The sequence below is a fragment of the Janthinobacterium sp. GMG2 genome (genome assembly GCF_033949445.1).
In the GTDB taxonomy this organism is placed as follows: domain Bacteria; phylum Pseudomonadota; class Gammaproteobacteria; order Burkholderiales; family Burkholderiaceae_D; genus Janthinobacterium; species Janthinobacterium aestuarii.
The window spans coordinates 425,005-439,531 of record NZ_JAXAWA010000003.1; the positions used below are offsets into that span (position 1 = coordinate 425,005).

The following is a 14,527-nucleotide window of genomic DNA, read 5'->3' on the forward strand; positions in this document are numbered from 1 at the left end:
CGTATGACCTTGTAGCAATGGCGCCTGCGGGCGCCATTTTTTTGTGTCAAAGAAAACAACGCTTGCTGGCAAAACGCATTATAATTTTTCGATAATTTCTTCTTGGAAAGTTTCTCATGCATTCCCTGCGCCTGCGTTGCCTCGTTGTTTCCCTCGGATTCGTGTTGAGTGCCTGCGGCGGAGGAGGAGGTAGCAGCAGCGACAGCGCGCCCGTCGTGCCGCCCTTGACGCCAACCGGGCCGACCGGGCCGACGGCGCTGGTCGCTTCCTCCACGGTGGCGAACCGTTGCGAGGCACCGCGCAGCGGCAGCAGCATCGACAAGCCGGGCACCTTGCTCGATGAGCAGACGTGGGTGCGCAGCTGGATCGATGAAACGTATCTGTGGTACCGCGAAGTGCCAACCACCTACCTGCCGCAAAGCTTTGCCACGGCGAAGGCGTATTTCGATGTGCTCAAAACAACAGCCACGACGGCGTCCGGCAAGCCGAAGGACCAGTTCCATTTCACGTATACGACGGCCGAATGGGAAGCCTCGCTCAATGGCGTCGAACTGGGCTACGGCATGCTGCTGGCGCTGACGCGCACCACGCCGCCGCGCAAGGCCGTGGTCACGATCGTCGAGCCAGGCTCGCCTGCGGCACTGGCGGGCTTGCGGCGCGGCGATGAGCTGCAAACCGTCGATGGCGTCGATTTCGTCAATGCCCCCGACACTGCCAGCGTGGGTATCATCAACGCGGGCCTGTTCCCTTCGGCGCAAGGCACGCACACGCTGGCGTTCAGCCGCAATGGCGCGCCCATCTCCGCGAGCCTGCAGGCGGTGGATGTCAGCACGAGTTCCGTGCAAAACGAGCGCATCATCGACACGCCTACGGGCAAGGTGGGCTACCTGACCTTCAACACCCACAACAACGTGTCCGAGCGCCAGCTGGCCGAGACCATGGGCCGCTTCCAGGCGGCCGGCATCAGCGACCTGGTGCTCGACGTGCGCTATAACGGCGGCGGCTACCTCGATGTCGCCAGCGAGCTCGCCTACATGATTGCCGGTCCGCAAGTCACCACCGGCAAGACCTTCGAGCAGGTGCTGGCCAATGACAAGACGCGGCCGGCGGCGCCCGTGCCATTCCATGCGCAAAGCCTGGGCTTTGCCGGGCCGAACCCTCTGCCCAAGGGCACACCGCTGCCCTCGCTGGGCCTCAAGCGCGTGACCTTGCTGACGACGGGCAATACCTGCTCGGCCAGCGAAGCCATCATCAACGGCTTGCGCGGCGTGGACGTGCAGGTCAACCTGATCGGTGGCACAACGTGCGGCAAACCCTACGGTTTCTATCCCACGCCCAATTGTGGCACCACGTATTTCGCCGTGCAGTTCCAGGGCGTCAACGCCAAGGGCTTTGGCGACTTCGCCGATGGCATGGCGCCGACCTGCGACGTGGCCGACGATTACCAGAACCAGCTGGGCGACCCTGCCGAAGGCATGCTGGCGGCGGCGCTGCGTTACCGCAGCAGCGGCAGCTGTAACCCGGCCACGGGCGCGACCAGGCTGTTGAGTTCGATGGAGAATCCGGCCGACATGGCCACGCGGCTGCTGCGCCCGGCCTACAAGGAAATTGCTGTATTGAAACGCTAAAGCCCTATTGTGCTCCCCTTCCTGGGCGAAGGAGGGGGAGATTTCTGCTCAGAAATATTTCTATATAACAATTTTGATATATAGAAAGATGAATCCATTCGTTCTGCAATTACTGGCATTTTGATATCTTTCGCCTTCTCCCTAACCTTGAGAAGCGCAAAGATGACTATACAATTCAAGTTACCACCGCTCACCGTCGCCGTACTGGCCATCCTGGGCGGTTCCGCATGGCAGGCGCACGCGCAAACGCAAGCGCCCGCAGCGGATCAGCAGCCGGCGGCCACCCCGCTAGCCGTCGTGGTCACCGGTTCGCGGATTCCCCGCGCCAGCCTGGAAGGACCATCGTCCGTCACCATCCTGACGGGCGATGAAATCACCAAGCAAGGGTACAAGAACGTCTTCGATGCGCTGACCAACCAGGTACAGAACAGCGGCTTTACGCAAGGCGAGGACTTCGGCAATACGTTCACGCCGTCGGCCAATACCATCAGCCTGCGCGGCCTGGGCCCGAACCACACCTTGATCCTGCTTAATGGCCGCCGCCTGGCCGACTTCCCCGTCGCCTACGAAGGCACGGTCAACTTCACCAATCTGGCGAATATCCCGTCGAGCATAGTCGACCGCATCGAGATCCTCAACGGTGGCGCCTCGGCCATCTATGGTTCCGACGCCATCGCCGGCGTGGTCAACGTCATCCTGAAAAAGCAGACGGAAGGTTTCGATATCAATGTCAAGGTGGGCGGCACCTCGCGCGGCGGTGCCGGCAACCAGCGCGTGCAGCTGACGGGCGGCGGCAATTTCGACAAGCTGCATACCCTGTTCAGCGTGGAGCTGAGCCAGCGCGATCCGCTGTCGAGCCTGCAGCGCGATTTCATGGCCACGCGCTCGGGCACGCCGACGAATATCGCCTCGCGCCGCGTGGTACAGGCGGGCACCTCGGGCAGCTACGTGGACCTGGGCGACACCTGCAACCAGTTCGGCGACCTGTTCGGCGGCAGCGTCGTCAAGTACCAGGCGAAGAACGGCAGCTATTGCGCCAGCCCGAAAGTCGGCCCCACTTACTGGACCACGCAAACCAAGAACCGCAGCCAGAACGTGTTCGGCAGCGCCAACTATGAGCTGTCGCCGGAAACGACGCTGTTCGCCGACTTCCTGATCGGCAAGAATTCGACCGAGAACAATACGCGCGGCCCGACGTGGACGTCGTCGTCGACGGGCAGCAGCTATTTCCGCAACCAGAATACGAACCGCTACGAAGCGTGGACGCGTTATATCTCGCCCGAGGAAATGGGCGGCGTGGAGCGCTACAACCGCAAGTGGGATGACCTGGCCACGGCCATCTCGCTGGGCGCCAAGGGCCGCATTCCCGGCACGTCGTCGTGGCAGTATGAAGCGAACTACAACGCCTCGGTGTACAAGAGCGAAAGCCATACGCCGCGCGCGCTGGCCAATATCGACAGCTTCTTCCTGGGGCCGAAACTGGGTACCGACACCGCCGGCGTGCCGATCTACGCACCGGACCCGGCCCGCTTGTCGCGCCGCGTGACGGCGGCCGAATTCGACAGCATCACGGGCAATTCCGACAGCGACGACAAGGCCTGGACGAATACCCTGAGCCTGGCCACGAATGGCGACCTGTTCCAGCTGCCCGCTGGCGTGGCGAAGATCGCCACCATCGCCGAAGCGGGCAAGCAGGGCTTCAGCAATGTGCCCGATGCGCGCCTGAACGATGGTTATTTCAACGTCGCCACCAAATCCGATATCACGGCCGGCACGCGTACCCGCTATGCGCTGGGTGCCGAGATCAACCTGCCGCTGCACGAGAAGCTGACCGGTACCCTGGCTGGCCGCTATGACCGCTACAACTTTGCCGGCCGCAGCGATGGCAAGTTCACCTACAACGGCGGCCTGGAACTGCGTCCCGCGCCGGAGCTGCTGTTCCGCGCCAATTACGCCACCAGCTTCCGCGCACCGGACATGAACTACATCTACAAGGCGCGCGGCACCGGTTACTATTCGAGTACCACCGATTACTACCGCTGCGGCGCTGCCGGACAGGCCATCGAGGACTGCGACTACGCAAATAAATCGCCGGGCGCCGACTATGTGCAGAACGGCAGCAAGGATCTGCAGTCGGAGAAGGGCAAGTCGTTCGGCGTGGGCGCCGTCTGGTCGCCAAGTTCGAATTTCGACGTCTCCGTCGATTACTGGAACATCAAGATCGACGACCTGGTGACGAATTTGAGCGCCGACAAGATACTGCGCGACGAAGCCGATTGCCGCCTGGGCAAGCTCGACATCAACTCGCCTACCTGCGCCGATACCCTGGGCCGCGTCGAGCGTTTCGCGGCCAATGCCCTGAACCGCGCCGGCGAGATCAAGACCATCACCGTCAATCCGATCAATGCGGCCAAGCAAAGCAGCAGCGGCATCGACGTCAGCGTCAAGTATTTGCTGCGCACGGCGGATTATGGCCGCTTTGCCTTCAAGGCCAATTACGCCAAGGTGCTGAGCAATAAATCGCAGCAATTTGTCGGCGACGAAGAAATCGACGAGCTCAAATCGCTGAACAATTCGGATTGGCGCGACAAGCTGAACCTGAGCGTCAACTGGGCTGCGGGCGACTGGTCGAATACTTTGCTGGTCAGCCGCTACAGCAAGATCCCGAACGCCGCCGGCACCGGCTACCTGACGCCGACGGCGCTGGCCAACATCAGCACCGTGTACCGCATCAACGACCGTGCCACCTTGTCGCTGATCGTCAACAACGTGTTCGACAAGATCAAGCGCGACGACAGTGGCGGCTGGCCGTACTACCCGGTGGGCAGCTACAGCCCGCAGGGACGCCAGGGCTGGGTAGAATTCAACTACCACTTTGGCTCATAATCCACGCTTGCCAGAGCAAGGCCGGAGCAGCTGACGCTGTTCCGGCTTTTTTATTTTCCGCTGCAGTTTTACACGCGCCACCACCCCTATAATTGCCCGCTTGTTCTCTCTCGATGGAGTTTGACCCATGCTACGCCACGCCCTGCTGTCCGCCGCCTTGTTGTCCCTGTTTGCCGTCCATGCACATGCCGCGCGCGATATGCGGCTGTTTTCCCTGAAGACGGTGGCCGAGTACTCGGGCTTCAAGAATACGGGCCGCTACGAGGAAGTGGAAGCCTTGTGCCGGCGCTTCGAGGAGCACCGTCCGAAACAGGTGCGCTGCTTTGAATTTGGCCGCACGCCGGAAAACCGCCCCATGCTGGCGCTGGCCGTTTCCAATACGGGTGCGCTGACACCGGACGCGGCCAAGCTGCGCAAGATACCGGTACTGCTGGTGCAGGGTGGTATCCATGCGGGGGAAATCGACGGCAAGGATGCGGGTTTCCTGGCCCTGCGCGAAGTATTGGAGGGCAAGGCGGCGCCCGGCGCGCTCGACAAGCAGGTGCTGCTGTTCGTGCCCGTGTTTAACGTTGATGGCCATGAGCGCTTTGGCCAGTGGAACCGTCCGAACCAGCGCGGCCCCGTGGAAATGGGCTGGCGCAGCACGGCGCAAAACTACAATCTGAACCGCGAATACATGAAGGCCGATACGCCCGAGATGCAGCACATGCTGGCGCTGGTGAACGCCTGGGATCCGCTGGCCTATGTCGACCTGCACGTCACCGACGGCGCCCAGTTCGAACCCGATATCTCGATCCAGGTCGAACCCGTGCATGCGGGCGATGCCGCCTTGCGCGCGGCGGGAACGGCGCTGCGCGACGGTGTGCTGGCCGACCTGGCAAAGCAGGGTTCCGATCCGAAGCCGTTCTACATGTCATTTGCCGAAGAAGATAATCCGCAGTCGGGTTTTGTCGATTCGACGCCGAACCCGCGCTTTTCGCACGGCTATTTCTTGTTGCGTAACCGTTTCGGCGTGCTGGTGGAAACCCACTCGTGGAAGGACTATCCGACCCGCGTACGCATCACGCGCAACACCATCATTTCCCTGCTGTCGCAGATGGCGCAGCACGGCGCCGCATGGCGGCAAACCGCCATGGAAGCGGACCAGCGGGCGATGCAGCTGGCCGGCAGTGCGCTGCCCCTCAGCTACAAGACCACGGAGAAAAGCCGCATGATCGCGTTTCGCGGCTATGCGTATACGCGCACGCCGTCCGAGGTGTCGGGCGCCCTGATGACGCGCTATGACGAAAAGACGCCGCAAATCTGGAACGTGCCGCTGCGCGACGAGATCGTGCCCGACCTGCAGGTGACCGGGCCAAAGGCCGGCTATCTGGTGCCATGTGCACAGGCGAAGATGGTAGGCGCCAAGTTGCGCCAGCACGGCATCGCCTACAATGAAATGACCGGCTTTTTCTCCAGGCAGAATGTGGAAATCTTCCGCGCCACGCAGGTGAAGTTCGGCGCGCAGTCGTTCGAAGGACGCCAGACGGCCGCGGTACAGGGCGAATGGGAAAAGGCAGTGCGCCTGATCGACAGCTGCGTGCTGTACGTGCCCGTCAACCAGCCTAAGGCGCGCCTGGTGATGGCCCTGCTCGAACCGCGCGCGCCCGATTCGCTGCTGGCCTGGGGCAGCTTCAACACGGCGTTCGAGCGCAAGGAATACATGGAGGACTATGTGGCCGAGGATGTGGCGCGCGCGCAGTTGGCGGCCGACCCGGCGCTGGCGGCGCAGTTCCGGCAGAAGCTGGCTGACGAGCCCGAGTTTGCAAAGAATCCGCGCGCGCGCCTGGAGTTTTTCGCCCGCCGCCACGCCTCATGGGATGAGCGGCTGAATCTGTATCCGGTCATGCGCGTCGACGTGGCGCCTGTCAGTTTCATGGATTTGTAACGCCAATACGCGCGTCGCCGCACGGTGCACACCGAAGTTGTCAAATCGCGCAGATTAATCGAAAGAAAATGCTATTCTCCGCTCGATGATGGCGCCGCCACCACGAGCAGGGAACATGCATGGTCAACAAGACACTCTTTAACCAGCACCGCGAGGCGTTTTTTCGCCTCTGTGACGCCGTCGGCGAGAATCAGGTGGAACAGGTGCGCAGCATGCTCGAGGCCACGCCGCTGCTGTTGACCTTGCGCCGCTATAACATGGATGACGGCGAATCGCTGCTGCACCTGGCCGCGGCCGGCGGCAGCCGCGAGGTCTGCGCGCTGCTCGTGTCGCTGGGCATGGACGTCGACCTGCCCCTGCCCGGTTACCGCAACCTGACGCCGCTGGACGCGGCGGCAAGCCATGGCCACCTCGCTACCTGCCGCTGGCTGCTCGAGCAGGGCGCTGCCGTCGATGGCTTGCCGGACAATATACTGTCGCCGCTGGACAGCGCCTGCGTTGGCGGCCATGAGGACGTGGTCGCATTGCTGCTGCAGCGGGGCGCCAATCCGAACCGCCTGCATACGCGCTGGAACCAGGCGCCGGTCGATATCGCCACCGGCTGGGGTTTTCCCGCGATCGCCCAATTGCTGGCCGCCGCCGGCGGCGTCAGCATACTCGACGTGCCGCAGCAGGCGGCCGTGTCACCGCAGGAAGCGATCCGCACCTTCATGCACAACAGCGCCGGCTGGGTGCTGCCGGCCGTGTTCAGCCCGGACAGCGGCGACGCGCGCTTTTCGCTGGGCATCAGCTGCATCGGCGGCAAGCGCGATTTCAAGCTGTTCGATTTCAAGCTGCTGTTTACCACCGGCCTGTTCCGGCAATCGCCGATGACCGAACTGGCCATCTGCCTGCCGGCCCGCTGGCCGCTGACCGTCAACGGCTTCGCCGAGCACAGCCCATGGCGCTTCCCCGTGGCGCTGCTGGCGCGCCTGGGACGGCGCACGCTCGACCAGGCCAGCCTGGCCGCGGGCGTGCTGCTGCGGCGCGACGATCCGTACCTGGCGGACCTGGCCTGGCCGGACGGCGTCGATGCGCTGCTGGCCATCGACAAGCGCTGGAACCCCGCGCCGGAAGAAGACGACATTGCCGACGATGACAAGGTCACCATTTATCTGCTGGTGCCGGTGGCGTTCACCAAAAAAGGCGCGCCCGGCGCCAGCGCCTTGCCGGCCTTGATCGAGCGCAAGCTCAAGGGGAGCTGGAAAGTGTCGGCCTTGCCCATCCCCGTGATTGGCTAGCGCCGGCATGCACGCGCGCATGACCAGATCAAGCCGCACCGCTTGCAGCAATGTTATCCTGCCAATAAATTTTCCGCGTCCGCGCCAACCCGTTTCACGCATCGGTTTTCCATGACAAAAAAAATTCTTCTCCTGAGCGTCTCGGCCGGTGCCGGCCACATGCGCGCGGCGCAAGCCATCGAGGCGTATGCGGCGCGCGATGGCGGTGGCGGCCCTGCGGCGCTGGCCCTGCATCTGGACGTGATGGATTTCGTCACGCCCGCCTTCCGCAAGCTGTACACGGATTTCTATATCAAGCTGGTCAACAAGGCGCCCGCGCTGTGGGGCTATCTGTATCACGCCACCCACGATGCGCCGCGCGACAGCTCGATGCAGCGCCTGCGCCGCGCCGTCGAGCGCCTCAACACGCGCGCGCTGATGACGCAGATCGCCGCCTTCCAGCCCGACGCCATCATCTGCACGCATTTCCTGCCGGCCGAACTGCTGTCGCGCGCCCTGCGCCAGCACCAGCTGGCTTGCCCCGTGTGGGTGCAGGTCACGGATTTCGACTTGCACCGCATGTGGGTGCACGAGCAGATGGAAGGTTATTTCGCCGCCACCGACGAAGTGGCGTTCCGTATGCGCCACGAAGGCATTCCCGCCGAGCGCATCCACGTGACGGGCATTCCCATCATGCCCGCGTTCGCGCAGCTGCCCGAGCGCGTGCAGTGCGCGCAGGCGTTTGGCCTCGACCCGCGGCGCACGACGATCTTGCTGATGGGCGGCGGGGCGGGGCTGGGCAGCCTGGAAACGGTTGCCGCGCGCCTGCTGGCCTTGCCAGGCGACTTCCAGCTGATCGTGCTGGCAGGGAAAAACGCCGCCGCGCTGGCGGCGCTGCAGGCGCTGGCCGGCCAGTATCCGGGCCGTCTGCTGGCGCAAGGCTTTACCAGTGAAGTCGAGCGCCTGATGGCGTGCGCCGACCTGGTGATCACCAAGCCGGGCGGCCTGACCACGTCCGAATGCCTGGCGCTGGGCTTGCCCATGATCGTCAACTCGCCGATTCCCGGCCAGGAAGAGCGCAATGCCGACTATCTGCTGGAGCAGGGCGTGGCCCTGAAGGCATTCGACGCCGTCACCCTGGAATACCGCGTGCGCCTGTTGCTCGACCATCCCGAGCAGCTGCAAGCCATGCGCGCGAAAGCGCTGGCCCTGGGCCGTCCGCGCGCCGCCCTGGAGGTACTGGCGCAGGTGCTGGCTTGACGGGCGCCGTGGCAAAACCCTGGCAGATCGGCCTGACCCTGGCCTGGGTGGCCTTGCTGGGATTATTTTTCGCGCAGGTGGAAATCCAGATCGAAGGGGCGGCCGGCTGGGCCGCGAACTTGCCCACCTGGCGTATCGAAAGCCATTGGCTGCTCGATATCTTCTGGGGCGGGCGGCCGATGACCGGCTACCATGCCTGGGTCTTTCCCTTCATCGCCCTGTTTTTCCATTTCCCCATGATCTTCCTGGCGCAATGGTCGCTGCGGCTCGAGTGCCGCGCCATCGGCTGCATCATGCTGTTCTGGATCATCGAGGATTATCTGTGGTTCGTGCTCAACCCCGCCTATGGCGTGGCGCACTTCAATCCGGCCCATATCGCCTGGCACAAGCACTGGCTGTGGTGGGCACCGACCGACTACTGGGTATCGCTGCTGCTGGCTGGCGTACTACTGTGGTTTTCATACAAGAGGAAGTCATGACCTTGCCGTATCTCCTGCTGTTGTCCCTGGCCCTGGCGGCCGGTTCCGCCGGCGCGCAGGCGCCCCTGCCGCCCGAGCGCAATACCGAGTGGGCCACGCCGCTGCCGCAGGTGTCGAACCTGCACCAGGTCACGCCCGTCCTGTACCGCAGCGCCAAGCTCGATAGCAGCGACGTGGCCCAGCTGCAGGCGCTGGGCGTGAAGACGGTGATCAGCCTGCGCTCCTTCCATTCCGACACGCAGGTGCTCGAAGGCAGCGGCATCCGCGCCGTGCGCATTCCCATCAATACCTGGGCCATTCGCGACAAGCACGTGGTCGAGACCATGCGCAGTATCCGCGCCGCAGAGCAGCAGGGACCCGTGCTGCTGCATTGCCTGCACGGCGCCGACCGCACGGGCATGATGGCCGCCATGTACCGCATGCTGTACCAGGGCTGGCCGCGCGAGAAGGCGATCGACGAGCTGAAAAACGGCGGTTACGGCTACCACGCCGTGTGGAAAAATATCGAAAGCTACCTCAAACGCGTCGACGTGGCGGCACTGCGCGCGCAGATCGAGCAGGAAAAACCATGAAGACCTTGCTGTTCGCCCTTGCCGCCTGCTGCGCCTGTTATCCGCTGGCCACCCTGGCGGCCGCGCCGGCGCTCGAGGTGCGCGACGTCAGCAAGGCTGGCATGCCCGGCAAGACCTTTGCCGCCGCGACCAGCATGCCGGCCAGCGTGTCTACCGTCTGCGCGGCCATCCAGGATTTCGCCGCCTATCCGCAGTTCATGCCCAACGTGGACAAGATCAAGGTGACGGCCGCCGGCGGCGGCGCCTCGCTGGTCGACGTCACGCTCAAGCTGCCGATGGGGAAAATCAAGCAGTACCGCCTGAAGATGACGCCCAAGGTGCTCGACGCCAGCTGCAGCCTGGCCTGGAAGCTGGTGCCGATGGAGGGCCTGAAGGTGGAAGACACCATCGCCGACACCAGCGGCTACTGGCAGCTGTCGCCTGATCCGTTTGACGCGGGTGGTGCCGCCGTCAAATACCAGGTGTACACGGATCCGGGCCCGGTACCGATGGGCCTGGGCTGGATCGTCGACAGCATGAGCCGTGACAGCATCCCGAAAATGTTCGATGCCCTGCGGGCGCGGGTGGCTGCGCGCAAATAGCCGGCATGGCGTGGCAGCCACTTCACGCTGGCGCGCCACTTCAGGCATGATGTTGTCTCATCCACACATCTGCCCGGAATCCGCATGGAACACCACAGCTTTCTCATCAACATACTGTTTTACCTGGTCGCGGCCATCATCATGGTGCCGCTGGCCAAGCGCCTGGGCATGGGCGCCGTGCTGGGTTACCTGGTGGCCGGCGTCGTCATCGGACCGTGGGGCCTGGGCCTGATCAAGAATGTCGAGGTGATCCTCAGCTTTTCCGAATTCGGCGTGGTGCTGCTGCTGTTCCTGATCGGCCTGGAGCTCGAGCCGAGGCGATTGTGGCTGCTGCGCCGGCCGATTTTCGGCTGGGGCGGGGCGCAGGTGGGCGTCGTCAGCGCGGGGCTGTGCGCCGTGGCCATGGCGTTTGGCGTGGACTGGCGCACGGCGCTGGTCGGCGCGCTGGGGCTGTCGCTGTCGTCGACGGCCATCGTGCTGGCCACCCTGGGTGAGCGTAAATTAATGAGCACGCCGGCCGGTTCCGCCGGCTTTTCGATTCTACTGTTCCAGGATATCGCCGCCATTCCCATGATCGCGCTGGTGCCGCTGCTGGGCGGGCTGGTCACGCATAGCGGCGAACCGGGCTGGCTGCGCGTGGCCAAGCTGGCCGCCGTGCTGGCGGCGCTGGTGATCGGCGGGCGCTTCCTCGTCAACCCCATCCTGCGCTTCATCGCCCGGACGGATTTGCGCGAAATCTTCACGGCCTTCGCCCTGCTGCTGGTGATCGCCATCTGCGTGCTGATGGAATCGGTGGGCCTGTCGATGGCGCTGGGCACCTTCATGGCGGGCGTGCTGCTGGCCGATTCCGAATACCGGCATGAGCTGATCAGCGACCTGGAACCGTTCAAGGGACTGCTGCTGGGCCTGTTCTTCATCGCCGTGGGCATGTCCGTCGATTTCGGCGTGCTGCGCGCCCAGCCCTTGCTGATCCTGGCCCTGGTGGCGGGGCTGCTGGTGGTGAAGATCGCCTTGCTGTACCTGCTGTCGAAGTTTGTCGACATTCCCCGCGGCCAGCAGCTGTTCTTTGCGCTGCTGCTGTCGCAGGGCGGCGAATTCGCCTTCGTCGTGTTTGCCGCCGCCGAGGCTGCGCACGTGTTTGCGCCGGAGACGGCCGCGCTGCTGGTCGTGGTGGTGACCCTGTCGATGGTGGCCACGCCCTTGCTGCTGCTGGCGCACGACAAATTCGTCGCGCCGCGCCTGCAGGGCGACAAGAAGCGCCGTCCCGACGACCATATCGAGGCGCAGGACAATCCCATCGTCATCGCCGGCTTCGGCCGCTTCGGCCAGATCATCGGCCGCCTTCTGGCGGCGAACAAGATCGGCGTGACGGTGCTCGATCACGACCCGGACCAGATCGAGCTGCTGCGCAAATTCGGCTTCAAGGTGTTTTATGGCGACGCCACGCGCGTGGATTTACTGGTGGCGGCCGGCATCGAGAAGGCCAGGGCGCTGGTGATCGCCATCGACAATGTCGATGACAGCCTGGCCCTGGTCGACGCCGTGCGCCTGCGCCTGCCCGAACTGACGATACTGGCGCGCGCGCGCAACGTCACGCATTACTATGAATTGATGAAGCGGGGCGTGACCCTGATCGAGCGGGAGACGTTTGCCGCGGCCCTGCTGCTGGGCGAGCAGACCTTGCGCCAGGTGGGCTTCAGCGAAGAGCGGGCGCAGCGCGCGGCCGGCATCTTTGGCCGGCATAACCTGAAGACCTTGCTGGAAGTGGCGCCGCACTTCCAGGACCAGCAAAAAGTCATGTCCCTCACGCGCCAGGCGCGCGAGGAGCTGGAAGACATGTTCGAAAGCGATGCGGCGGCGTTTGCGGCGGCGGAAGTGGAAAACGGTAGGTCGGATTAGCGGCGAAGCCGCGTAATCCGACACCTTGTTGGCATTATTGGTGGTGTCGGCTTACGCGCTTTGCGCTAAGCCGACCTACGCCTCGTCCCGGATTTACTTCCCCCGCTTCGCTTCAATCGCCTCGATCTGGTCCATGATGCCGTTCATGCGCGCCACCAGCGCCTGGTACGGTTTCGGCGAGGCCAGGTCGACGCCGGCTGCCTTCACCAGCTCATACGGATAGGCCGAGCCGCCCGCACTGAGCATCTTCAGGTAGGCGGCCAGCGCGCCCGGTTCCTTGTCGAGGATGCGCTGCGCGAAATCCTGCGCCGCCGCGATCGAGGTGGCGTACTGGAACACATAAAAGCCGTGATAAAAATGCGGCACGTAAGCCCATTCGAGTGCGTAGGCGGGATCGATGGTCATGACGCCCTGCGCTTCGCCGTGGTAGCGCTTGAGGATGCCGGCATAGATGGCCGTGATCTCTTCGCCCGTCAGCGACACTCCCTGGTCCACCTTGCCGTGGATGGCCGCCTCGAATTCGGCGAACATGGCCTGGCGGAAGAAGGTGCCGCGCAGGTTTTCCAGCGCCGCGCCCAGGTACAGCAGGCGCTCGTCGTCATCCTTGGCCTGCTTCAGGCGTGCGTCGAGCAGCAGTGCCTCGTTCGTCGTCGAGGCGATTTCCGCGACAAAGATGCTGTACGGCGCATAGATCGATGGCTGCGCCTTGTTGGCCAGCACCGAGTGCATGGCGTGGCCCCATTCGTGCGTCAGGGTGCTGACGGCTTCGTAGTTGTCCGTGTAGTTGAGCAGCACGAACGGATGCACGTCGTACGCGTCGCCATTCATGTAGGCGCCCGCCACCTTGCGCGGGCGCGGATATACATCCATCCAGCGCGCCTCCACCGCGGCGCTCAATGCCTTGACGTAGTCGGGGCCCAGCGGCGCGGCCGAGTCGAGCATCATCTGCTTGCCTTCGGCCAGCGGGAACGTGCGGTCGCTTTTCAGCAGCGGTGCATAGATGTCGTAGTAAGCCAGGTCCTTGACACCCAGCATGCGCGCGCGCAGCTTGAAGTAGCGGTGCAAGGTGGGCAGGTTGGCGTTGGTTTGCGCGATCAGGGTCTGGTAGACGGCCGGCGGCAAATTGTCGGCGTCGAGCGCGGCGCTTTGCGAATCGGGATAGCGGCGCACTTTCGCATATGCGGCGTCCGTCTTCAGCTGGCCATACAGGGTCTCGCCGAACGTGCGTTCATATTCCTTCCACTTGCCGAAGAAGGCGTCGAATACCAGCTTGCGGTCGGCGCGCTGGTCGTCGCCCCGGTATTTCGTGTAGGCCGCCTGGTCGAGGCGCACTTCCTTGCCGTCCGACAGTTTCACGGTGGGCCACGGGATTTCCGCATTGGCCAAGGTGCGGTAGACGCTGGCGGCCGAGCCAGTTGCCAGGCCGAACTGCGCCACCAGCTGCTCGCCGGCCGCGTCCAGCGTATGCGGCGCGCTGCGCAGCATGTTGCTCAATTGAAAGCGATACAGCTGCAAGCCCTTGTCCTTCGCCAGCATGGCGTCGATGCGCTTGCTGCCCAGGGCGAGGATCTCCGGCTGCAAAAAGGTCGTCGCCTGGCTGAAGTCGTTACCGAGCAGGGCGGCGCGCTGGTTCAGCTGGTTGCCTTTGCTGTCGCCCGTATCCTGGTCGTAATACTGCGCCGCATAGGTGGTGAGCGTGTTGACGCGCTTGCGCGCCTCGGCGTACAAGTCCAGGCAGCTTTTCAGGCGGGCCGGCGAGGTGCTCAACTGCCCCTTGCAGGCGCCCAGCTGCTGCAGCTGGGCCGACAGTTTTTTCGCGTCGGCGTCGAACGCGGCGTCGTTCTGATACAGCGCCGTCAAATCCCAGCGGTCGGCCTGGCGGTCGATGGGCGCAGGAGCGGCAAAGGCGGTGGAGACGGCAAAGCCGAGGGCCAGCAGGGGCAGTACGGGGCGTTTGAGCGCGGTTGTCGGCATACAGTATCCATTCATGGTCTGGTTGCAAGGGACGCCGGCACAGGCGTGGCGGCAGACAACGA

The 14,527-nt window shown here is 63.8% G+C and carries 10 protein-coding genes; 9 read left to right on the forward strand and 1 reads right to left on the reverse strand.

The genetic code is table 11. The features are described 5' to 3' along the window. Positions 1-116: 116 nt before the first annotated feature. From SKZ59_RS14025 to kefC, 9 genes are all read left to right on the forward strand, one after another. Positions 117-1,628, forward strand: coding sequence for a S41 family peptidase (locus tag SKZ59_RS14025; protein WP_319992104.1), 1,512 nt, complete (start codon positions 117-119; stop codon positions 1,626-1,628). Between the two features lie 162 nt (positions 1,629-1,790). Continuing rightward, positions 1,791-4,514, forward strand: a complete 2,724-nt coding sequence (locus SKZ59_RS14030; RefSeq protein ID WP_319992105.1) for a TonB-dependent receptor plug domain-containing protein — start codon at positions 1,791-1,793, stop codon at positions 4,512-4,514. A gap of 127 nt (positions 4,515-4,641) precedes the next feature. Beyond that, the gene (locus tag SKZ59_RS14035; protein WP_319992106.1) at positions 4,642-6,441 is read left to right on the forward strand and encodes a M14 family metallopeptidase; all 1,800 of its coding nucleotides are present in this window, start codon (positions 4,642-4,644) and stop codon (positions 6,439-6,441) included. A gap of 119 nt (positions 6,442-6,560) precedes the next feature. Continuing rightward, positions 6,561-7,721: an ankyrin repeat domain-containing protein gene (locus tag SKZ59_RS14040; RefSeq protein WP_319992107.1), complete on the forward strand. Its 1,161-nt coding sequence runs from the start codon at positions 6,561-6,563 to the stop codon at positions 7,719-7,721. A gap of 111 nt (positions 7,722-7,832) precedes the next feature. Further along, complete coding sequence (locus tag SKZ59_RS14045) at positions 7,833-8,960, forward strand: MGDG synthase family glycosyltransferase (protein WP_319992108.1); 1,128 nt, start codon at positions 7,833-7,835, stop codon at positions 8,958-8,960. Positions 8,961-8,968: 8 nt separating this feature from the next. Further along, complete coding sequence (locus tag SKZ59_RS14050; protein ID WP_139143478.1) at positions 8,969-9,439, forward strand: hypothetical protein; 471 nt, start codon at positions 8,969-8,971, stop codon at positions 9,437-9,439. Beyond that, complete coding sequence (locus SKZ59_RS14055; protein ID WP_034753105.1) at positions 9,436-10,011, forward strand: dual specificity protein phosphatase family protein; 576 nt, start codon at positions 9,436-9,438, stop codon at positions 10,009-10,011. The genes SKZ59_RS14050 and SKZ59_RS14055 overlap by 4 nt, the downstream gene beginning before the upstream one ends. Beyond that, positions 10,008-10,592 carry an SRPBCC family protein gene (locus SKZ59_RS14060; protein WP_051991363.1) on the forward strand — a complete coding sequence of 195 codons (585 nt, stop codon included), beginning with the start codon at positions 10,008-10,010 and terminating at the stop codon, positions 10,590-10,592. Before SKZ59_RS14055 ends, SKZ59_RS14060 begins: the two co-directional genes overlap by 4 nt. An 84-nt stretch (positions 10,593-10,676) precedes the next feature. After that, positions 10,677-12,491: a glutathione-regulated potassium-efflux system protein KefC gene (kefC, locus tag SKZ59_RS14065; RefSeq protein WP_319992109.1), complete on the forward strand. Its 1,815-nt coding sequence runs from the start codon at positions 10,677-10,679 to the stop codon at positions 12,489-12,491. A 93-nt stretch (positions 12,492-12,584) separates the two neighbouring features. On the opposite strand, the gene pepF is transcribed toward kefC, so the two are convergent. Beyond that, entirely contained in the window at positions 12,585-14,465 is a 1,881-nt protein-coding gene (gene pepF, locus SKZ59_RS14070) for an oligoendopeptidase F (RefSeq protein WP_319992110.1), read from the reverse strand. Positions 14,466-14,527: the final 62 nt, after the last annotated feature.